This window comes from Methylorubrum salsuginis, from assembly GCF_900114375.1.
GTDB lineage: Bacteria > Pseudomonadota > Alphaproteobacteria > Rhizobiales > Beijerinckiaceae > Methylobacterium > Methylobacterium salsuginis.
Genome location: NZ_FOSV01000002.1, coordinates 352,098 through 372,807 on the forward strand (window position 1 = coordinate 352,098; position 20,710 = coordinate 372,807).

Sequence of the window (20,710 nt, forward strand, 5' to 3'; positions counted from 1 at the left end):
CAACCCACCGGTAAGTTGAAAATCGGACTCATCCAGAGAACCCGATGCCTTCGCTCCGGCGCGCCTTGCTTCCGTCCCTGCTGCTGGTGCTGGCCGCCCTCGCGCCCGCCGCCGGACAGACCTTGCCGCGGACCGGCCTGACCGGGCCGGAGGTCGCCATGGACCTCTCCGCGAAGCCGATCCGCGGGGGCGCCGTCCGCCCGGCCGCGGATGCGGTGACCCAGCCGGCCCGGGGCGTGGGGCGCAGCCGCTATTTCCGCCCCGACGATGTCGACGGCACCGCGGGCACCGGCCTCGGCGGGCTGCCCGAGCAGGCCGAGGCGATCGAGATCGGCGGCGGGCCGGCGCAGGACGCGGTGAACGGCGGCGGCTTCCGTCTCAACTTCGAGCGAGCCGAGATCAAGGACGTCGTCCACGCGATCCTCTCGGACACGCTCGGCCTCAACTACACCATGGGCGCCGACGTCTCGGGCCAGATCACCATCTCCTCGCCCCGTCCGCTCTCGCGCAACGAGCTTCTGGCCTCGCTGGAAAGCGTGCTCGCCGGCCAGGGCTTCTCGATGAGCAAGGCCGGCACCGGCTACCGCATCGTCCCGTCCGCCGCCGGGCTCGGCACCGTGAATCTCGGTGCGGGCGGGCCGGGTTACGGCGTCTCGGTCGTGCCGTTGCGCTACGTCTCCGCGGCGACGATGTCGAAGCTCGTCTCCGGCTTCGTGGCCGATGCCGACGGCCTGCGGTTCGATGCGACCCGCAACACCATGATCGTCAAGGGCCCGGGCCCGAAGCGGCAGGAGGCGGTGAGCGCGATCCTGGCCTTCGACGCCGACTGGATGCGCGGCCAGACGGTCAGCCTGTTCGAGCTCAAGAGGGCGCGGCCGGAGGCGGTGGTGGCCGAGCTGACCCAGCTGTTCGACACCGGCGAGAACGGTTCGGGCCAGGGGCTGATCCAGTTCAAGCCGATCGGCCGCCTGCGCGCCGTGCTGGCGACCTCGAAGAATGCCGGCCTGCTGCGCCGCGCGGAAGGGTTCGTGCGCGAACTCGACGGCACGGCGGAGGCCGCCGAGGAGACGGTCTTCGTCTACAAGGCGCGCTACCGCAACGCGGTGGAACTCGCCCGCGTCGTCAACGGCCTGTTCGGCGGCGGTGGCGGCTCCGGCCTGACGAGCGGACTCGGCGCCGGCCTGCCCGGCAGTGGGCTCGGCGGCGCCCGCTCGGGTCTGTCGAACCAAGCGGGTTCCGGCCTCGGCGGCTCGGACAGCGGCCTGGGTGGTGGCATCGGCGGCGGGATGTCGTCGGGGGGGATGTCGTCCGGCGGCTCCGGTCTCGGCGGCACGGGCGTCGGCAGCGGCTCCGGCGGCGGGTTGAACCAGAGCGGCGGCAGCGGCGCCGACCTCCTCAAGGCGCGCTTCGCTTCGGCCTTCGGCGATCCCACCGGGCAGGGTGGCGGAAGCGGCGTCGACGGCGCGATGATGGGCGGCGGCAGCCTCGACCTGACGCAGCGCTCCGGCACCAAGCGCGTCTCGATCAGCGCCGACCCGGCCCAGAACGCGGTCGTCACCTATACCGACGGCGAGACCTACCGGAAGATTCACGCGGCGCTCCAGCGCCTCGATGCGACCCCGGTGCAGGTCGCCATCAACGTCACCATCGCCGAGGTGCGGCTGACCGACCAGCTGAAATACGGCGTGCAGTACTTCCTCGACTCGACCCGGCTCGGCCTCGGCAACAACAAGGGCTCGATCGGTCTGCTCAGCGCCGCCGCGGCGGCGAGCAATGGCACCATGAACGTCCTGACGCCGCCCGGTGCCGGCTTCAACTTCCTCTCCGGCCGCTACGGCGGGCCCGACATCGTCATCAACGCGCTCGACGGCTTCACCGACGTGAAGATCCTGTCCTCGCCCTCGCTCGTGGTGCTGGAGAACCAGCCGGCCACCCTTCAGGTCGGCGATTCCGTGCCGATCACCACGACCCAGGCGACCAGCGTGACGGTGCCGGGCGCCCCGCTCGTCAACCAGGTCGAGATGCGCGACACCGGCATCATCCTCAACGTCATCCCCCGCATCGGCCAGAACGGTGCGGTGACGATGCAGGTCGAGCAGGAGATCTCGGCGGTCGTCGACACGGTCAAGACGCTGACGCCGACGATCTCGAAGCGGCGCGTCGCCAGCATGATCTCGGTGCCCAACGGCCAGACCGTGCTGCTCGCCGGCCTGATCCAGGAGCGCAACAAGCGCGGGCGCGACGGCATCCCCTTCCTGAGCCGGCTCGCCAATGTCGGCGAGCTGTTCTCCTCCACCGACAACGCCGCCGACCGCACCGAACTCGTCGTGTTCATCCGCCCCGTCGTGGTGCGCTCGGGCCGCGACGCCCAGCGCGTCGCCGAGGATTACCGCGGACAGCTCTACGACGCCGCCGCCCGCCGCGGCGGGCGCGTCCCCGCCGCCGCGCGGCCCGCGGTCGTGAAGCCGTGAGGCCGGAATGGCCCGGCCCGTCAGTGCGGACGATCACGGCCCGGCCTGCCTGATCCTGGCGGGCACCGGGGCGCTCGCCCTCCTGCCCCTCGGCACCGGGGCGCTCGGGCTCGCGGCCCTGGGTAGCGCGCTCGCCCTGCTCGTGGCCCGGATCGCGTGGCAGGATCTGACCGACTTCACGATTCCCGACAGCGCCACGCTGTCGCTCGCTCTCCTCGGCCTCGCGTGGCGCGTGGCCGTCGCGGGCGAGGCCGGCGAGGGCGTCGTCGCCGAACTCACCCTGATCGCCCTCGACGGCTTGCTCTGCGGCGGCGCGCTGCTGGTCCTGCGCGAGGCCTATTTCCGCCGCCGCGGGCATGACGGGATCGGGCTCGGCGACGTGAAGCTCGCCGCCGCCGGAGGCATCCTCGTCGGCACCGGCGGCTTCGCGTGGTGCCTGCTCGGCGCGAGTGTTTTCGGGATCGTGCTGCTTCTCGGGCGCCGGGGGCTGGCGGTCCCCGACGGAACCACCGAGGCGCGCCTCGCCTTCGGTGCGGTGCTGGCCCCCGCTCTGGCGTTCGGCTGGCTCGTGGCCGCGATCCCGGTCGGCTGATGCCCGCCTTCGAGTATCAGGCGCTGGATGCGACCGGTAAGCTCCTTTCCGGCACCATGGAGGCGGAGTCGCGCGCCGAGGTGATGGCGCAACTCGACCGCAGCGGCTGGACGCCGATCGCGGCCAAGCCGAAGCCCGCTGCCACGGGGCGCTCGCTGCGCGACCTACTGACGCCGGAGCCGCGCCCGGAAGAGATCACCGCCATGACCCTCGATCTGGCCATGCTGCTGAAGGGCGGCGTGGCGCTGAACGAGGCGCTGGCGATCTTGGTCCAGATGGAGGGAAAGCGCTGGCTCGCCGCGGTCCTGCGCGAACTCAACGTCGCGCTTTCCCACGGCAAGAGCCTGTCGCAGGCGCTGGCCCAGCACCCGACACTGTTCCCGCCGATCTACGTGAAGATGGTCGAGGTCGCCGAGACCGCGGGCCGCCTGGAGGAGGCGCTGACGGCGCTTGCCGCCGAGCGCCAGCGCGGCGAGCGGCTTAAGAAACGCTTCGTCTCGGCTATTTCCTACCCGCTCTTCCTCGTCGGCGCGGCGATCGCGGTGCTGTTCTTCGTGCTGATCTACCTGATCCCGAAATTCGAGGTGGCGCTTCAGGGCTTCCGCGAGCGGATCGATCCGAGCGCACTCGTCGTCTTCAACATGTCGGCCTTCCTCAACCGCAACCTCGATGCCGTCGTGATCGGCATGGCGGCGCTCCTCGGGGGCGCGATGCTGGTCAACCGCTTCGGGCGCGAGCGCGGCCTGTGGCTGCGGCTGGTCGCGGCGCTGCCGCTGTCGAAGACCGTGCTGGCGCACGAACTCACCGTCACCTTCTGCCGCACGCTCGCCATCCTGGTGCGCAACGGAGTCGACATCTCGACGGGCTTACGCCTGATCCGCGGCGTCGTGCGCCTGCCCGGAGCCGGGGTCGAGATCGACCGGGTGACGGCGGACGTGCGCCAGGGCAAGCGCCTGTCCGAGGCGCTGACCCGCGGAAAGCTGTTTCCGCGCCACGTCGTGCAGATGCTGCGCGTCGGCGAGGAGGCGGGCGACCTCGCCGACAGTGCGAGCCGGGTCGCCCTGTTCTACGAGGCCAAGCTCGACGCCGCGCTCGGCCGGGTGATCGCGGTGGTCGGCCCGGCGGTGATGGTGGTGGTGAGCGTGCTGATCGCGTGGCTGATCATTTCGGTGATGACCGCGCTGATGAGCATCAACGACATGCTGATGTGACGGGTGGTTTCGAGGTTCCCATGCGCTCCTTCCTCACCGCATTCCGCCGCGACCGGCGCGTCGTCCGCGATCGCCGGGGCGGCTTCACCCTGGTCGAACTCCTCGTCGTGCTCGTGATCCTCGGCCTCGTCATGGGCCTCGCCGGTCCCCGCGTCCTCGGCTATCTCGGCAGCTCCCGGGAGAAGACCGCGCGGCTCCAGATCGAGTCGTTCTCCTCGGCGCTCGACCTCTACTTCCTCGACAACGGCCGCTATCCCTCCACCAGCGAAGGACTGGAGGCGCTCGTGAAGCGCCCGCCGGCGGCGGAGGCCTGGAGCGGGCCCTATCTCAAGCAGTCGAACGTGCCGGCCGACCCCTGGGGCCGTCCCTACGAGTACCGGGCGCCGGGCAAGTCCGGCCCCTACGCCATCGTCTCGCTGGGCGCCGACGGCCAGCGCGGTGCCGGCATGATCGGCAAGGACTAGGTTTTCGCGGGCATGGCCGGCCGGCAGGACGGCTTCACCCTGATCGAGGCGCTCGTCGCCTTCGCGATCGTGGCGGCGCTGAGCCTCGTCGTGCAGCGCGGGCTGATCCAGTCGCGGGTCGGCTGGGCCGCGGTGGAGGACCGCACCGGCGCCGAGCGCCTCGCCCGCTCCCTCCTCGAAGAACCCCTGACGCCCGCCGCCGTCGCCGCGGGGGGGCGCGAGGGTGTCACCGACGGCCGCCGCTGGCGCATCGGCCTCCAGACCCTCGACCTGCCGCTGCCGAATCCGCCGGAGCCGGAAACCGGTGCCGCCCCACCGCCGCAGCCGGCGCAGGAGGGCCCCCGCTGGCTGCCGTTGCGGGTGCGGATCGAAGTCGCGACCGCGCGGGGGCGTTCGGTCGAGGTCGAGACGGTGCGGCTCGCCCCTTTCCCGGCCCGGGGGCCGTAGAGCATCGTCCTGAAAGGTGGCGTCCGGCTTTCGGAAAACGACGATGCGGCGCACGGGTCTGGAGCATCGTCCCGAAAGACGGTGCTCTCGCCGGACTCAGCCGGCGAGACGCGCGTGGGCGACGTGGATCTCCTGCTCGGCATGGGCCAGCAGGTAGGCGACGCGGTCCGCGTCCAAATTGGCATCCTTGAGCGTGCGGCGCAGGTCGCTCTCATAGGTGCCCGCGTCGCCACGCAGGGGGGCCGGCAGGAGCCGCAGCAGCAGCGGGCTGGTGATCTCCCGACGCACGAGGCCGCGATGGTTCGCGAGCCGCCGCAGCCGGATCGCCAGATCTTCGAGCTTCGATTCCGGAAGGTAGTTACGGGCCGCGGTACGGTGGCCGGGACGGGACATGGGACGGGGCTTCCTGCCATCGACGGAGGCAGGATAGCCGACGATGCGTCAGCGTTTCGTTTCCGGCACCCACGAAAAACCAGGATGCGGTCGCGACCCTTTGGCTTGGCCGCAGGCGCGCGGGGCGCCCCCGAGGTTCAGGTGGGCCATGCGCCGGAATCGCGGTTCCTGTTCCCCGCGCCTCCGACACGCCTGCAGCCACTCGGCCCACTAAGCCTCACAGGTGCGGTGCAGAGAACTGGTCCGCACCGTCCCGTCACTGCCGGCCCCGCTGCCACGCCGGCCCGAGAGGGCTCGCGAAACCATCGGGCGCCTCGGCCGCGGGGAGGGCCGATGTAGAGGGCTGCGCCGCCGCGGGCAACCTTCGCCGCGGCGACCTTTGGTCCGTTGCGGCGCTTCGTCCGCTCGCAAAGCCTACCGCAGCGAGCCGCAGAAGCGCTGGATGCGGCGGCAGGCTTCCTCGAGAACCGTGTTCGAGGTGGCGTAGGAGATGCGCAGGTTCGGGCCCAGACCGAAGGCCGAGCCGTGGACCGCCGCGACCCCTTCCGCCTGAAGCAGTTCGGTCACGAAATCCTCGTCGGTCTCCAGCGTCTTGCCGGTCTCGGTCTTGCGGCCGATCAACTCGGCGCAGGACGGGTAGACGTAGAAGGCGCCCTCCGGGGTCGGGCACTTCAGGCCGCTCGTCTGGTTGAGCATCGAGACGACGAGGTCGCGCCGCTCCTGGAACGCCGCCTTGAAGCGGGCCAGATGCTCCTGCGTGCCGTCCAGCGCCGCCACCGCCGCCCATTGCGAGATCGAGGAAGCGCCCGACGTCTGCTGGCCCTGGACGAAGTCCATCGCCTTGATGAGCGGCTCCGGGCCGGCGGCGTAGCCGATGCGCCAGCCGGTCATGGCATAGGCCTTCGATACCCCGTTCATGGTGAGCGTGCGCTCGTAGAGGCCGGGCTCGACCTGGGCCGGGGTCACGAACTCGAAGGCGCCGTAGGTCAGGTGCTCGTACATGTCGTCGGTCAGCACCCAGACATGGGGGTGCCGCATCAGCACGTCCGTCACCTTCTTCAACTCGTCGCGGCTGTAGGCGGCGCCCGAGGGGTTCGAGGGCGAGTTGAGGATGATCCACTTGGTCTTCGGCGTGATCGCCCGCTCCAGATCCTCCGGCTGGAGCTTGAAGTCGTGGGCCATGTCGGTCTCGACGAAGACCGGGGTGCCGCCGCACAGCACGACCATCTCCGGGTAGGACACCCAGTAGGGGCGCGGGATCACCACCTCGTCGCCGGGGTTCAGGGTGGCCAGCAGGGCGTTGTAGATGACGTGCTTGCCGCCGGTGCCGACGATGGTCTGCGAGGCCTTGTAGTCGAGGCCGTTCTCGCGCTTGAACTTCTTCACGATGGCCTCGCGCAGGGGCACGATGCCGGAGACGGGCGGATACTTCGTCTCGCCGCGGCGGATCGCGTCGATCGCCGCTTCCTTGATGTGGTCGGGCGTGTCGAAGTCCGGTTCGCCGACCGAGAGGCTGATCACGTCGACGCCCTTGGCTTTCAGCTCGCGGGCCTTCTGCGTCATCGCGATGGTCGCGGACGGCTTCACGCGGGAGAGGGCGTCGGCGAGAAAGCCCATGGGAAATCTCCGAGAATTCTGACGGTTGCTGCCGGGCTCCGGGTGTCGGCCCGGATTGCGCGGCCGTCCTAGTCCCGCCGTGCCGGAGCGACAAGACCGGGGAACGGATACCCGTCCCCCGATCCTGGCATTCTTCACACCACGAAGAAGTCCGAGGCCGACACGCCGCTCAGCACGCCCGGCTGGCTGAGATCGAGATCGGCGACCGCCACGGCAGCCTTCGAGCCGGAGCCGTCGGCGTCGTAATAGACGTAGCCGTTCCAGGACGAGACGATGATGCGGTCGTCGGCGTCGAGGCCCGTCGGCATCGCGGTATCGACGATCTTGAAGGCGCTCGCATCGAGGGCGCCGCGCTCCAGCGCCGTAAAAATCGCGTCGTCGAGATGGATCACGTCGTCGACCGGGCGGAAGTCGGTGATCTTGTCGGGATTGGCCGGGCCGTTCGGCGCTGTGTTGAACAGGAAGGTGTCGGAGCCGGTGCCGCCGCTCAGGATGTCCCGGCCGAGGCCGCCCACGAGCACGTCGTTGCCGCCCGCGCCGCTCAGGGTGTCGTTGCCCTGGCCGCCCTCGATCCGGTTGTCGGCGCTCGAACCGGTGATGCGGTCGTCGAAGCGTGCGCCCTTGATGTTCTCGATCGAGACCAGGGTGTCGGTACCGATGGAGTGGAACTCCATGCCCGAATTGACCCGGTAGATGCCCTCTTCCTGCGTGGCGGTGCCGCGGGCGAGGTTGGCGATCACCTGGCCATAGAACTCGGAATAATCGACCGTGTCGGTTCCGGTGCCGCCGTCCATGCGGTCGTTGCCGATGAGATCGCGAAACGTGTCGTTGTTGTCCCCGCCATACATCCGGTCGTTGCCGGCACCACCGAGCAGGGTGTCGTTGTCGGCGCCGCCGTACAGCACATCGTTGTGGTTGCCGCCGTCGAGGATGTCGGCGCCTTCGCCGCCGTGCAGGCGGTCCTCGCCGTTGCCGCCGAAGAGCCGGTCGTTGCCGCCGCCGCCGAGGATGAGGTCGTTGCCCTCAAGGCCGTAGATGAAGTCCTGGCGGCTCGTGCCGGTCAGTTCGTCGTCCCGGAAGAACCAGTTCTGGTCGCCGCGGATGGTCGCCATGTGTGCCTCCTGTGCTCGCCGGGTCCGAAGCGCCGGTCCCGTGAGAGGCACTGTGCCCCCGCAGCCGGGGACCTTCCGTGATCCGGGTCACACAAGCCCGGTGGGCGGCTCAAACGTCCGCCAGCACCACGTCGAGGGGGGCCTGCCGGCCGCGGATCGCCACCGTCTTCTCGGTCGCCGGGCCGGGGAGGGGAGTCTGCGCGGCGCGGGCGGCCAGGAGGGCTGCGGAGAGCACCACGACGGCGCCCTCGGCCTTGGCCACGTCGAGGAGTCGCGCGGTCGTGTTCACCGTGTCGCCGGTCGCGGTGATGTGCTGGTTGCGCGCCCCGCCGAGCCGCGACAGCACGACCGGTCCGGCATGGGCGCCGATCCGCACGCCCGCGGGCGCCTCGCCGGGCGCCAGCCCCGCGAGCCACGCGCGCATCGTGTCCGCGAGGTCGAACGCCGCCGCGACCGCCCTGTCCGCATCGTCGGGGCGCATTTCGGGCAGGCCGAACAAGGCCATGGCCCCGTCGCCCATGAAGCTCGTCACCGCGCCGCCGCGGGCCGTCACCGCCTCCTCGACCCGGTCGTGCATCGCCTTGAGCATCGCCTGCGTCCGGACCGGGCCCAGACCCTCGCTCGCCGAGGTGAAACCCGACAGGTCGAGGAACAGCACCGCCGCCCGCTGCTGCACCGGCACGGCGAGGAAGTCCGGCGCCTCGGTGAGTTTTTCGGCGACCGCGGGCGGCAGGAAGCGCAGCAGCCCGTCGCGTGACTCCGTCAGCCTCCGCGCCTCCGCTCGGTCGAGCCAGAGGCGGGCGCCGAGATAAGGGCCGAGCGGGGCGAGGCCGGCGAGCGGCAGGGACATCGACAGCCAGATCCCGTGGGCGAACGACACGACGGATGCCACGAGGAACACCGCCAGCGGCAGGGCCGCCAGCGCGAGTCCCAGACCCACCCGAGTCAGGGAGAGGGCGGCGAGCATCAGCGCCGGCAAGGCAAGGGTGATCACGGCATCTGCCCTTCGCACGGCCGTGTCGCGGCGCAGGGCATCTCCGTGGATCAGATGCGACAGGCCGGTGGCCAGCACCTCGACACCCGGCAGCACCGGATCGAACGGCGTGCTCAGGCTGTCGCCGCTGCCGAGCGCCGTTGCGCCGACGACGACGATCTTCTCGCGGATGGCCGCATCGGCTTCGCCCGTCAGCACCGCGGCGCCGCTCACCGTCGGCACGCTGCCCTGTGGGCCGTAGAACCGCAGGGCCAGCGCCGCACCGAGATCGAGCGGCGTGCGGGTTTCGCCGAGGCGCACGGCATCGGCCTCCCATTCGGGCCTGCGCCCGGTGGCCAACATCGCCGCCCGCAGGGGCAGGCTCGGCAGCACGGCGCCTGCATGCGCCACGAGCAGCGGGATGTGCCGGGGCGTGCCGCCGGCATCGGTCGCGACGTTGACGAGTCCTGCCTGCGCCGCCGCGCGCAGCCGCTCGGTCGGCCGGGCCAGGGTCCCGGCCACCGGCAGGCCGGTCAGCGGTCCGAGGCTCGCCTGTCGGCCGGGGTCGGTTCGGGAAAAGGTCGCCGCCATGCCGAACGCCGCGGGCAGATCGGCGAGCGCGGCGGCGAGGGCCACATCCGCTGCCTCGGGGCCGGGATCGAGGAGCAGCATGTCGAGGGCGACCGCCCGCGGCGCCCCCTGGTGGAGCGCCTCCATCAACCGCGCCAGGGAGGCGCGCGGCAGCGGATATCCGCCGGCCGCCGACACGGTGCGCTCGTCGATGGCCACGATCACCACACCCACCGGCACCGGGCGCGGACCGGCGACGAGGAAGCGCAGGTCGGCCAGCATCGCCTCGGCCCGGTCGAGGACGGAGGCTTCGCCCGACAGGTGCGACAGGGACAGGAACAGGCCGAAGCCGAGCGAGGCCAGGAGGGCGAACGCCGTGAGCGCCGGCCGCGGAGCCGCCCGCCGCATCAGCGGCCGAAGCGGGCGAGGAGGTGGAGGCGCCGCTCCCGCGACCAGCGCTTCACGTCGAGCGCCCCACCGCCCGCCGCGACATCGACACCGTCGCCGGCCCGCAGCGTCACCGAAGCCGGCTCGCCCCGGCGAACGACCTGCACGGCGCCCTCCTCGACGAAGACGGCGGTGGCCGCCGCGCCCGCCTCCACCGCCCAGATGGTGCCCCGCACCGAGGCGACGGCATGGGGCGTCCGGATCTGGAATCCGGAGCGACGGGGGGCGACCTCGATCAGGAGCGCCTTGCCGTCGAGTTCGACCGCTTCAGGCCGGCCGTCGCGGTTGGCGTCGATCAAGCGGTAGGCCGCGCCCTTCTCGGCGGTCACCGACACGCCACCGGGGCAGTCGAGCACGTCCCGCGGCGGGTCGGTGAAGGTCGTCACCCGGCAACCGTCACGGGTCTGCGCGGCGGCCGGCACAGCCGCCGCCGCCGCCAGGGCGACACCGAGTCCGCCGATCGTCAGGACCCGCATTCCGGCCCATCGCCGCGTCGTCCCTCGCATCGTCTTTCGCATGCTCACTCTCCCGTTACGGCGCCCGCCCGCCGCATCAGGGCATCGGGGTCGAGGATGTCGATCCGGCCGCGACCGAGGCCGATCAGGCCCTCCCGCTTCCAGATCTGGAGCTGGCGGTTGACGCTCTCGCGCGCGGCGTCGACGAACCGGGCCAGCTCCTCCTGCGAGACCGTGATCGGGCTGCCGTAATCCTCATGGAGCCCGGCGAGGCGGCGCAGAAGCCGGTCCTCCAGGCTGAGGAAGGAAGCCTCCTCCGCCCGCCGGCTCAGCCAGCGGATGCGTGCGCACAGGAAAGCGATGAGCCGGATCGCCACCTGTGGGCGCCGCTCGATGAGGGCGAGGAAGTCGCGCCGCAGGATCGCGAACAGCTCGGTCGCCTCCACCGCGACGGCGCTCGCGGTGCGGGGTTCACCGTCCAGCAGCGCCACCTCGCCGAACACGTCGCCGGGGCCGAGCAGGTTGAGGGTCGCGTTCTCTCCGTCGGGACCCTCCGCGACGATCCGGATCTGGCCGCGCCGGACCGCGTAGAGGGCGTCGCCCGGATCGCCTTGGCTGAACAACGTGCGCCCGGCCTCGAGCCGCCGCGTCACGCACAGGCCCGCCAGCGCGGCGACCGATTCGGCCCCGAGACTCGCGAAGAACGGATTGACCGATAGGAGCCGCCCGAGGTCGCCGGGCCCAACCTCTTCGGGGCAAGTGCGCGGCGCGTCCATGCTCGGATCTCCTGGGGCGCGGGCCGCGCGACGACTCGGAGTGCGGGCGGTGCGGTCCCATCGAGCCTAAACACGGAACCGTGTCCGTGATACCGCTCACACGAGCCCCGCGGGTCCTTTGCCGATATCCGTCTCCGGCACGTGCCCCCTTCCGCAAAAGCTCCCTTTGAAGCCCCCTTGCGGCGAGCGCCCGTGAGCGGAAGGACCGATTCGGCGGGTCACGCAATTTTTCTGATCGGGGGTAGAAGAGTTTTTCAGGCGCGGCAGCAGAGTTTTGCGGTATTGTCGGCAGTAAGAGATGCATTTTCTTGCAGTGCCGAAGCATTTTCGATGCACTGCAATATCAAATGCATTCAAAATCCAGCCGACACCGCAGGCCGGAACCTTCCGGCCTGCGGTGTCGGCCTGCATCGTTTCGGGTGGAACGGGGAGGGGCGGGATCAACCGCCCCGCCGGGCCGGAAGACGCGGAGGACAGCGGTTTCCATGAAGAAGAACAAGGTCATCACGGCGGAAGAGGCGATCGCGCTGATCCGCGAGAACGACGTCGTGACCACCACGGGCTTCGTCCAGAGCTGCATCCCGGAGGCCCTGCACGCCGCGCTGGAGAAGCGCTTCGTCGAGACCGGAAGCCCCCGCGGTCTCACCCTGATCATGACCGCGGGCGCGGGCGATTCGAAGGGGCTCGGCACCGGGCGCCTGCACCATGACGGCCTGCTGTCGCGGGTCATCGCCGCCAATTTCGGGCGCATGCCCAAGGTCGCGCAGGCTGCGCAGGCCAACCGGATCCGCGGCTACAACCTGCCCCAGGGCGTGATCTCGCAGCTCTACCGCGCCTGCGCCGCCGGCCAGCCGGGTCTGTTCTCGAAGGTCGGCCTGAAGACCTATGTCGATCCGCGCCACGGCGGCGCCAAGGTCAACGAACTGACCACGGAGGACATCGTCAAGCTCGTCGAGGTCGATGGCGAGGAGTGGCTGTTCTACACCGCCACCAAGATCGACGTGGCCTTCATCCGCGCCACCTCGTCCGACCCGTCGGGCAACCTTTCCTTCGAGAAGGAGGCCCTGACCCTCGACTGCCTCGCCCAGGCGATGGCGGCGCGCAACAACGGCGGCATCGTCATCGCCCAGGTCGAGCGCATCGTCGATGACGGCTTCCTGCTGCCGAAGGACGTCCGCGTACCGGGCATCCTCGTCGATTGCGTGGTGCTGGCCGAGCCCGAGATGCACCGCATGAACTACGGCGTGATGCACGATCCCGCGCTCGCCGGGCAGATCCGCGTGCCGGTGACGGGTATCAAGCGGATGGCGCTCAACGAGCGCAAGATCATCGCGCGCCGCGCCGCCTTCGAGCTGCCGCCGAACGGCGTGGTCAATCTCGGCGTCGGCGCGCCGGAGGGCATCTCGTCGGTCGCCAACGAGGAGAAGATCACCCCCTACATCACGCTGACGACGGAGGCCGGTGCCGTCGGCGGCGTGCTGGCCTCGGGCTCGAGCTTCGGCGCGGCGACCAATGCCGACTGCATCATCGACCAGAACCAGATGTTCGACTTCTACGACGGCGGCGGCCTCGACATGACCTGTCTCGGCATGGCCGAGTGCGACGAGGCCGGCAACGTCAACACCTCGAAGTTCGGCGGCAAGCTCAACGGCTGCGGCGGCTTCATCAACATCTCGCAGAACGCCCGCTCGGTCGTCTTCGCCGGCACCTTCACGGCGGGCGGCCTGGAGATCGCCGTGCAGGACGGTCAGGTGAAGATCGTCCAGGAGGGGCGGGCCCGCAAATTCGTCACCGCGGTCCAGCAGAACACCTTCTCGGGGCCCTACGCGGTCGAGCGCTCGCAGCCGGTGATCTACGTGACCGAGCGCTGCGTGTTCCAGCTGACCCGCGAGGGCCTGGAGCTGATCGAGGTGGCGCCGGGCATCGACATCGAGCGCGACATCCTCGCTCACATGGATTTCAAGCCGGTGGTGCGCAATCCGGTGCCGATGGATGCCCGCATCTTCCGCGAGGAGCCGATGGAGCTGATCTCCGATCTGCTCAACCTCGATCTGAAGTCCCGCGTCAGCTACGATGGCGAGCGCAACATCCTCTTCATCAACCTCGAAGGCTGGTATTGCCGGGTGAAGAGCGACATGGACGAGCTGCGCATGACCATCGTCGAGGCGTGCCGCAAGGCCGGCCAGCGCGTCAACGCGGTGATCAACCACGACGGCTTCCGTCTCAACGAGAACCTCTACGACGATTACGCCGGGATGGTGCAGTATCTCCAGGCGAACTACTACGCGACCACGACCCGCTACGCGACCAGCGCCTTCCTGCGTCTCAAGATGGAGGAGGCCCTGACCAAGCGCGGCGTCGCCCCCCACGTCTTCGAGCGCAAGGAGGAGGCCCAGGCCTTCGTCGGCACCACCGAGGACAAGCGCGCCCGCAAGAAGATCTCGCCGGCGGTGGCTTCGGCGGCGTGAGCGCACGCTGCTTCATGGCAGCATTGAGCGGGCCGCCGCCACGGTTTTGGCAAGCGGCGGCCCGACAATATACTGTCGCTTGATGTTGCCGAAATTAACGCCGGGACGGCGATCGGTATCGAAATGCGCGGTCTAGGTCGCAGACTCATTAAGCTCGGAGCCAGACGCGGACAGCTGCGAGCTTGACGCTGGCGAGGAAGTTTTCCGGATCCTTGTCGTATCGGGTCGCGACCGCGCGGAAGTGCTTGATCTTGCTGAAGAACCGCTCGACCAGATTGCGGTACTTGTACAGGAAGGCGCTGAAGGCGAGCACGTTCTTGCGGTTGGGCATCGGCTTCACGTTGGCCCACGCTCCCTGCTCGGCCAAGCGCTCGCGCCGCGCATCACTGTCGTAGGCGCGATCACCCAGAAGGGTCTGCCCTGGGCCGAGATCGCCGAGCATGTCGTCGGCCGCCCGACCGTCATGCGCTTGGCCTTCGGTGATCTTGAGCGCGATGGGCCGGCCCTCGGCATCCACCAGCGCGTGGATCTTGCTCGTCAGGCCGCCGCGCGAGCGACCTATGCCACGGGATCGGTCGTCTTTTTTTTAGCGCAGCCCGCGTGCTGATGCACCCGCACGCTGGTGGCGTCGATCATCTGCAGGTCGCCCTCGTAAGTCTCTGACACGGCTTTCAGAAGTCGATCCCAGACCCCGCGCTTGCGCCAACGCCGGAAACGGTTGCCGCACGTCGTGTGCGGGCCGTAGCGCGCCGGGATGTCGGCCCAGGGCGCGCCCGTGCGCAGCCGCCAGAAGATCCCGTTCAGCACCCGCCGGTCGTCCGCCCGCTCCTTGCCGCGAACGTCCGTCGGAAGAACCGGCTCGATCGCCGCCCACTCCGCATCCGTCAGGTCAAACCGCGCCATTCGTGATCCTCCAGTCCTGAAGGACCAACGACACAGCCGCTCAACCGTGCCGCCGTTATGAGTTCACGACCTAATCTCGCAACTCATCCAGCACGGCTGCTTCAAAGTTGATTGCTGGGTCTAGTATAGTGCAGAAGGCCGCGCGGTAGGCTGCTGCATCGTAATTCCACTCTGGCTTGCGGCCAAAAGCGTCGGCCTCGCGGCGCACCGTTTCGGCGACGTCAGCCGGCGTCATGAGCTTTTCCATCGCTTCGCGCAGCCCGTCGAGGTCGTATGGATGTGCGCCACCCCAGAAGCGGTTGAGCACAGCATAGATTCCGAATCGTACGGTCTCGGCATCATGCCAGCCTTGCCGGTTGAAATAGGCCGGCAGCACCGTGCCCCAGCAATAGCCTTCGTGTTCGCCGTCGCGTTTCTCCAGATACACGCGGACGATATCGAGTGCGTCGGAATCCAAGACCGCCAGCGCGTGCAGTGCGGAGCCGAGGGCGCCGATCCCCTCGTCCGGGTCTTCCCAGGGTTGTACGTCCTCGCCACCGTCGCCCATTGCTTCGAGGTAGGCGTTCAACAAGGCTCGAAGTTCGGGCACCACGGGGACGTTGCGCTCGACGAGGCCGGCGAAGAATGACGCTTCGTCCATGGTCGATTTGCCGACCCTATAAGTAAAATTAAGCCGTCCTGTGCTCGCGATGACCATGTCGTTGAAGCCGTTGCGTAGCAACTTTGTTTGCTTTTGCAACGCAGCGGCGCAGCTTTCCGGCGTCCAGTCTGACATCGTAAAGCGCTTGCGCGTCTGTCGGCGCGCGAAAGCCGCGAAGGCTTTCTCATGGTGGTGCATCGGAGTATCCGGTGCCAAGGGCTCAATCGAGACCGGGCCCGCGATGTCGTCAAATTGCCCGGGATCGAAGCGGTAGATTTTGAGTACCGGCAGATGTCCGCTGAAGGTGAACCGATGCACAGAAATGGACCCATCACTCAAGTGTGTCACATTCGGACCATGACGGTGACTTGGCTCTCCTGCGAGCCGGATCAGCGGGCCGAGCCGGCCGTTACGATCCAGGCTTCTTAGGCAATCGTCCGCGAATGATATCCAGATCGTTCCATCGCTTGGACTTTCTGTGATCTGGGTGATGAAGGCGTGTGCGGCCAGTGACCAACTTGCGTCATCCTGCAAGCTCAGGACCGACGGCAAAGTGTCGAGCATCCGCAGGGCTCGGTTGCGTGCGGAGGTTGCCTCTGAATCGTAGAAGTTTCCTACTTCCAGTCCACGCTTCCAATTTGAAGCAGGCTCCGACCGCACTACGACCGTTATTGGAGAGGCGTTGACATCGGCAAGAGACCAAAGATGCACGGAAAGCCCATAGCAGGGCTCGCCGGTATTCGAGTCTTCGGTTGAGGCTGTGTGAGGCTGTAGGATTCCTTCGCGTCTCGCGTTCGGAGGCGACGGTGCGAACGCGCGATAGATTGCGGTTTGCCTGCTGTCGACAAAGGCAAGATCTGCTTGGGGGTCGATCCGGCTCAGAGGACTCGTGCTGTTGGCGTCGAGAAGGACGCGGGCATGAACCTGATCGGATCGGATATCGATGGTCAGCGCCTGCTGAATGTCTCCAGGCGCATCGGATCGGCGACGAGGCACCAATCCTTTCACAAGTATGATTTCGCCGTCTTTGATCTCCCCGAACTGATGGGCGTATTGGATATTGATATGTTTCCATCCTTGCTGCTGCGCATCGCTGAAGCCGCCTTCCCAGTCGCCGTAGGAGGCGGCTCGGCCTGCATGTGCGTCGATCTTATAGCATTCGTAATGCTTAAGGATCGTAAAATAATGGAGATCAATGATTGTAATGCCTTTGCCCGCTATGAACAGTCGATTCCTGTTGCGCGAGAGCAAATGGTGCATTCGTAAGACGCCGGGAAACTCTGCACGCCGTGTAAAGCGCTTCAAGCGTAGGTCGTAGACGCCCAGAAGGAGCACATCTTGTGGATCATTATGATGCTCGCGGCCGACGAAAAGCACCGTGTCGGCGTCGAGAATTTCAGCCCGGCAAAGACAGCCTTTGGGGAATGGAATGACGAAAATGGGCTTTGCGCCCGTGCCCTGCTCGATCGCCACGCCATCCGGGTCTGTATACTGTTCGATTCTGACTGCCATACGATTCCAATGCCCGTTCAAAGTGTATATCTTTATTGGTCCTGGCCATGGGAGTTCATGCCTATGGCGGATTGATCATGTCTCAAATGCAACGACTCTTAAGCGGCTTCTGGCGCGATCAATGGGGGCATGCAGGTGCCTCTATATCAATTTATGCTATATAATGAGCGGAATGGAAATGCAACGACATTCGATCGCGGGCTTTATCTCGAAAAATCGGTCTGTGGAGCTGTAATATCTCGATATTATAACAGATTGGAGTCGAAAAGTCTCTCGGGCGGAACGTAGGTTTGAGAGAGGCGTCCGTCATCTTGCGGTGATGGCCGATCCCTCGGTCCGTTCGATCGTCGCAAGGCGTCTTCCTTCCCCGGTGACACGGACGAAAGCCCGCCTCCGCCTTGCGCGATCCGCCGCTCTCTGCTAACGCCCCGGCCCATTCCACACGCGGAGTGGCCTCATGCCTGAATGAGGCGTCCCCGGTGGCCGGCACTCAGCCGGCTGCACCCTCCGCGGCGGTATAACCGGAGAGCACAAAGACCATGGCCGTCGATTTCTCTATGCGCCAGCTCCTCGAGGCCGGCGCCCATTTCGGGCATCAGTCGCATCGCTGGAACCCGAAGATGCAGCCCTACATCTTCGGTACCCGCAACAACATCCACATCATCGATCTCGCCCAGACCGTGCCGGCGCTCCACGCCGCGCTGCAGGCGGTGAGCGACACGGTCGCCCGCGGCGGTCGCGTGCTGTTCGTCGGCACCAAGCGCCAGGCGGCCGATTCGATCGCCGAGGCCGCCAAGCGCTCGGCCCAGTACTACGTCAACTCCCGTTGGCTCGGCGGCATGCTGACCAACTGGAAGACCATCTCCGGCTCGATCCAGCGCCTGCGCAAGGTCGACGAGACGCTCGAGGGCGGGGCCGTCGGCCTCACCAAGAAGGAGCGCCTCATGCTGACCCGTGAGAAGGACAAGCTCGAGAAGGCGCTCGGCGGCATCAAGGACATGGGCGGCGTGCCGGACCTCCTGTTCGTGATCGACACCAACAAGGAGCAGCTCGCGATCAAGGAGGCCCAGCGCCTCGGCATCCCGGTCGCCGCCATCGTCGACACGAACTGCAACCCGGACGGCATCTCCTACATCGTCCCGGCCAACGACGACGCCGGCCGCGCCATCGCGCTCTACTGCGACCTGATCGCCCGCGCGGCGATCGAGGGCATCGGCCGCGGCCAGGGTGCGCTCGGCATCGATGTCGGCGCCTCCGAGGAGCCGACCGCCGAGGAGCTTCCCACGGCCAACGACGACGATGCCGCGGTCTCCGTCGCCTCCGACGCCATCGCCCCGGCCGACGTCGCGGCGCTCGCCGAGTCGACCGAGCATTTCGAGCAGCTCGCCGCCCCGCGCGGCGCGCCCGACGACCTGACCAAGCTCAACGGCGTCGGCCCGCAGCTGGTGCAGAAGCTCAACGACGCCGGCGTGTGGCACTACTGGCAGATCGCCGCCATGCAGCCCGAGGACGTGGCCAAGCTCGACGCCGACCTGAAGCTGAACGGCCGCATCGAGCGCGACGGCTGGATTGCTCAGTCCCGCGGCTTCGTCGAGGCCGCCGCGGCCTGAACCGCCCATATGTTCGCCGCCGGGACCTTCTCGGCGGCGGCACTGTCATAAACCTGCAAAGCCCGGTGCTTTCAACGAGCGCCGGGCTCACTCGCTTCCAGACCTTGAGAGGATCGCCATGGCCAACATCACCGCCGCACTCGTGAAGGAGCTTCGCGAAAAGACCGGCGCCGGCATGATGGATTGCAAGGGCGCGCTCAACGAGACGAACGGCGACCTCGAGGCGGCGGTCGATTGGCTGCGTAAGAAGGGTCTCGCCAAGGCGGCCAAGAAGGCCGGTCGCGTCGCCGCCGAAGGCCTCGTGGCCGTCGAGTCCGCCGGCCGCCACGCCGCCATCGTCGAGGTGAACTCCGAGACCGACTTCGTCGCCCGCAACGACGGCTTCCAGTCCTTCGCCCGCGAGGCCGCCAAGCTCACGCTCAACACCGACGGCACCCTGGAGGGCCTCGAGGCCGCGACCTTCCCCGGCTCGTCCGCGACCGTGAAGGACACGCTCTCGAACCTCATCGCCACCATCGGCGAGAACATGACGCTCCGTCGCGTCGCCAAGCTGGAAGTGGCCAAGGGCGTAATCGCCTCCTACGTCCACGGCCAGATCAGCGAAGGCCTCGGCAAGATCGGCGTGCTCGTCGCGCTCGAGTCCGAGGGCGACGTCGAGGTGCTCTCCACGCTGGGCCGCCAGATCGCCATGCATATCGCGGCGACCAACCCGGCGGCGCTCGACGCCTCGGGCATCGACCCGGCCGTGGTCGAGCGCGAGTCGAACATCCTGCGCGAGAAGAACGCCGGCAAGCCGGACCATGTGATGGCCAAGATCGTCGAGAGCGGCCTGAAGAGCTACTACAAGGAGGTCACCCTCCTGGAGCAGCCCTTCGTTCACGACGGCTCCAAGACCATCTCCCAGGTGCTCAAGGAAGCTGCGGGCAAGGCCGGCGGCGAGGTCGCCATCAAGAGCTTCGTCCGCTACGCCCTCGGCGAGGGCATCGAGAAGGAAGAGGGCCCGGACTTCGCGGCGGAAGTCGCGAGCATGTCGCGGTAATTTTTCTCCCTCGGTGCGAGGGCTCCGACCTTGGGTCGAAGCCCTCGCGTCCGGCGGATGCCTGCTGCCCTGCCGTTGCAGGAGCGACCGGCGAGCCGGTCGGTTTGAGGTCAAGTCTTGTCAGGGGCGACGGCAGCGATGCCGCCGCCCCTCGACGTTCGGGCCCTCGTCTTGCTAGAAGCCGGCGCCAGCAGCCAAGCCGACGAGGATCCGATGCCGGAGACGACGCCCTACCGCCGTGTCCTGGTCAAACTCTCGGGCGAGGCGCTCGCCGCCCCCGACGGGTTCTGGCTGCATCCGCCGATGCTGGCGGCTCTGGCCGAGGACATCCGCGAGGCCATCGGCCACGGCATCGAGATCGCCATCGTGGTCGGCGGCGGCAATCTGATCCGGGGCGCGCGCATCTCGCAGGCCGGCTGGATCGACCGGGCGACCGGCGATTCGCTCGGCATGATGGCGACCGTGATGAACTCCCTCGCCATCGAGACCGCGCTCAACGCCGCCGGCGTCCAGGCGCGCACCATGTCGGCGGTGTCGATGCCGACGATCTGCGAGACCTATGCGCGCCAGCCGGCGCTGCACCACCTCGACAAGGGGCAGGTCGTGGTCCTCGCGGGCGGCACCGGCAACCCGTACTTCACCACCGACACCGCCGCCGTCCTGCGCGCCGCCGAACTGCGCTGCGACGCGGTTCTGAAGGCGACGCAGGTCGATGGCGTCTACTCGGCGGATCCGAAGCGCGATCCGGAGGCGATCCGCTACGACACCATCACCCACGACGAGGCCATCGCCCGCGACCTCAAGGTGATGGACACCGCCGCCTTCGCGCTGGCCCGCGAGAGCAAGCTGACCCTCGTGGTCGGTTCGGTCCACGCGCCGAGTTCGGTCACGGCGATTCTCACCGGCCGCTCGGTCTCGACCCGCGTTGTGCCGTAGGCGAAACCTCCGCCTCCTCTATTTGCGGCCCCGGGGTTTTTCGTTCATGTAGCGCCACCGCGACGGAGGCCTCG

At 68.1% G+C, this 20,710-nt stretch carries 18 protein-coding genes; 9 read left to right on the forward strand and 9 right to left on the reverse strand.

Features of this window, described 5'->3' with window-relative positions:
- Window positions 1-44 precede the first annotated feature (44 nt).
- The 5 genes from gspD to BM140_RS04385 are packed head-to-tail and all read left to right on the forward strand — an operon-like array spanning window position 45 to window position 5,185.
- Window positions 45-2,471, forward strand: coding sequence for a type II secretion system secretin GspD (gene gspD / locus BM140_RS04365; RefSeq protein WP_091942316.1), 2,427 nt, complete (start codon window positions 45-47; stop codon window positions 2,469-2,471).
- Window positions 2,472-2,478: 7 nt separating this feature from the next.
- Window positions 2,479-3,063, forward strand: a complete 585-nt coding sequence (locus tag BM140_RS04370) for a prepilin peptidase (RefSeq protein ID WP_091942318.1) — start codon at window positions 2,479-2,481, stop codon at window positions 3,061-3,063.
- Complete coding sequence (locus BM140_RS04375) at window positions 3,063-4,274, forward strand: type II secretion system F family protein (RefSeq protein ID WP_244535285.1); 1,212 nt, start codon at window positions 3,063-3,065, stop codon at window positions 4,272-4,274. Before BM140_RS04370 ends, BM140_RS04375 begins: the two co-directional genes overlap by 1 nt.
- A 20-nt stretch (window positions 4,275-4,294) precedes the next feature.
- Complete coding sequence (gspG, locus tag BM140_RS04380; protein WP_091942320.1) at window positions 4,295-4,738, forward strand: type II secretion system major pseudopilin GspG; 444 nt, start codon at window positions 4,295-4,297, stop codon at window positions 4,736-4,738.
- A 12-nt stretch (window positions 4,739-4,750) separates the two neighbouring features.
- Window positions 4,751-5,185 carry a type II secretion system protein gene (locus tag BM140_RS04385; RefSeq protein WP_091942322.1) on the forward strand — a complete coding sequence of 145 codons (435 nt, stop codon included), beginning with the start codon at window positions 4,751-4,753 and terminating at the stop codon, window positions 5,183-5,185.
- A gap of 96 nt (window positions 5,186-5,281) precedes the next feature.
- Here BM140_RS04385 and BM140_RS04390 read toward each other — a convergent pair whose 3' ends face one another.
- From BM140_RS04390 to BM140_RS25330, 7 genes are all read right to left on the reverse strand, one after another.
- A complete protein-coding gene (locus BM140_RS04390; protein ID WP_091942324.1) occupies window positions 5,282-5,578 on the reverse strand; it encodes a hypothetical protein in 297 nt (98 codons plus the stop codon).
- Window positions 5,579-5,992: 414 nt separating this feature from the next.
- Window positions 5,993-7,195 carry a pyridoxal phosphate-dependent aminotransferase gene (locus tag BM140_RS04395; protein ID WP_091942326.1) on the reverse strand — a complete coding sequence of 401 codons (1,203 nt, stop codon included), beginning with the start codon at window positions 7,193-7,195 and terminating at the stop codon, window positions 5,993-5,995.
- Between the two features lie 134 nt (window positions 7,196-7,329).
- The gene (locus tag BM140_RS04400) at window positions 7,330-8,307 is read right to left on the reverse strand and encodes a calcium-binding protein (protein WP_091942328.1); all 978 of its coding nucleotides are present in this window, start codon (window positions 8,305-8,307) and stop codon (window positions 7,330-7,332) included.
- A 109-nt stretch (window positions 8,308-8,416) separates the two neighbouring features.
- Window positions 8,417-10,258 carry a CHASE2 domain-containing protein gene (locus BM140_RS04405; protein WP_091942330.1) on the reverse strand — a complete coding sequence of 614 codons (1,842 nt, stop codon included), beginning with the start codon at window positions 10,256-10,258 and terminating at the stop codon, window positions 8,417-8,419.
- A complete protein-coding gene (locus BM140_RS04410; protein WP_244535286.1) occupies window positions 10,258-10,773 on the reverse strand; it encodes a FecR domain-containing protein in 516 nt (171 codons plus the stop codon). The genes BM140_RS04405 and BM140_RS04410 overlap by 1 nt, the downstream gene beginning before the upstream one ends.
- A 44-nt stretch (window positions 10,774-10,817) precedes the next feature.
- The gene (locus BM140_RS04415; RefSeq protein WP_091942332.1) at window positions 10,818-11,528 is read right to left on the reverse strand and encodes a Crp/Fnr family transcriptional regulator; all 711 of its coding nucleotides are present in this window, start codon (window positions 11,526-11,528) and stop codon (window positions 10,818-10,820) included.
- A 96-nt stretch (window positions 11,529-11,624) separates the two neighbouring features.
- A complete protein-coding gene (locus BM140_RS25330; RefSeq protein WP_131803739.1) occupies window positions 11,625-11,939 on the reverse strand; it encodes a hypothetical protein in 315 nt (104 codons plus the stop codon).
- Window positions 11,940-12,013: 74 nt separating this feature from the next.
- Here BM140_RS25330 and BM140_RS04420 point away from each other — a divergent pair, with 74 nt between their 5' ends.
- Window positions 12,014-13,996: an acyl CoA:acetate/3-ketoacid CoA transferase gene (locus BM140_RS04420; RefSeq protein ID WP_091942334.1), complete on the forward strand. Its 1,983-nt coding sequence runs from the start codon at window positions 12,014-12,016 to the stop codon at window positions 13,994-13,996.
- Window positions 13,997-14,144: 148 nt separating this feature from the next.
- Here the strand turns inward: BM140_RS04420 and BM140_RS04425 are convergent.
- Both BM140_RS04425 and BM140_RS25335 read right to left on the reverse strand, forming a co-directional pair.
- Window positions 14,145-14,899 (reverse strand): IS5 family transposase gene (locus BM140_RS04425; RefSeq protein WP_091942379.1). Its coding sequence is split into 2 segments (ribosomal slippage): window positions 14,145-14,584 and window positions 14,584-14,899, totalling 756 coding nucleotides; the frame shifts between segments, so codons are not numbered across the junction.
- Window positions 14,900-14,969: 70 nt separating this feature from the next.
- Entirely contained in the window at window positions 14,970-17,051 is a 2,082-nt protein-coding gene (locus BM140_RS25335; RefSeq protein ID WP_131803740.1) for a hypothetical protein, read from the reverse strand.
- 539 nt (window positions 17,052-17,590) lie between these two features.
- Between BM140_RS25335 and BM140_RS04440 the strand changes: the two genes are divergently transcribed.
- The 3 genes from BM140_RS04440 to pyrH all read left to right on the forward strand — a co-directional run bounded on the left by BM140_RS04440 (window position 17,591) and on the right by pyrH (window position 20,636).
- Window positions 17,591-18,661, forward strand: coding sequence for a 30S ribosomal protein S2 (locus BM140_RS04440; RefSeq protein WP_091942385.1), 1,071 nt, complete (start codon window positions 17,591-17,593; stop codon window positions 18,659-18,661).
- Between the two features lie 118 nt (window positions 18,662-18,779).
- Window positions 18,780-19,700, forward strand: coding sequence for a translation elongation factor Ts (gene tsf, locus BM140_RS04445; protein WP_091942387.1), 921 nt, complete (start codon window positions 18,780-18,782; stop codon window positions 19,698-19,700).
- A 213-nt stretch (window positions 19,701-19,913) separates the two neighbouring features.
- Complete coding sequence (pyrH, locus tag BM140_RS04450; RefSeq protein WP_091942726.1) at window positions 19,914-20,636, forward strand: UMP kinase; 723 nt, start codon at window positions 19,914-19,916, stop codon at window positions 20,634-20,636.
- Window positions 20,637-20,710 lie beyond the last annotated feature (74 nt).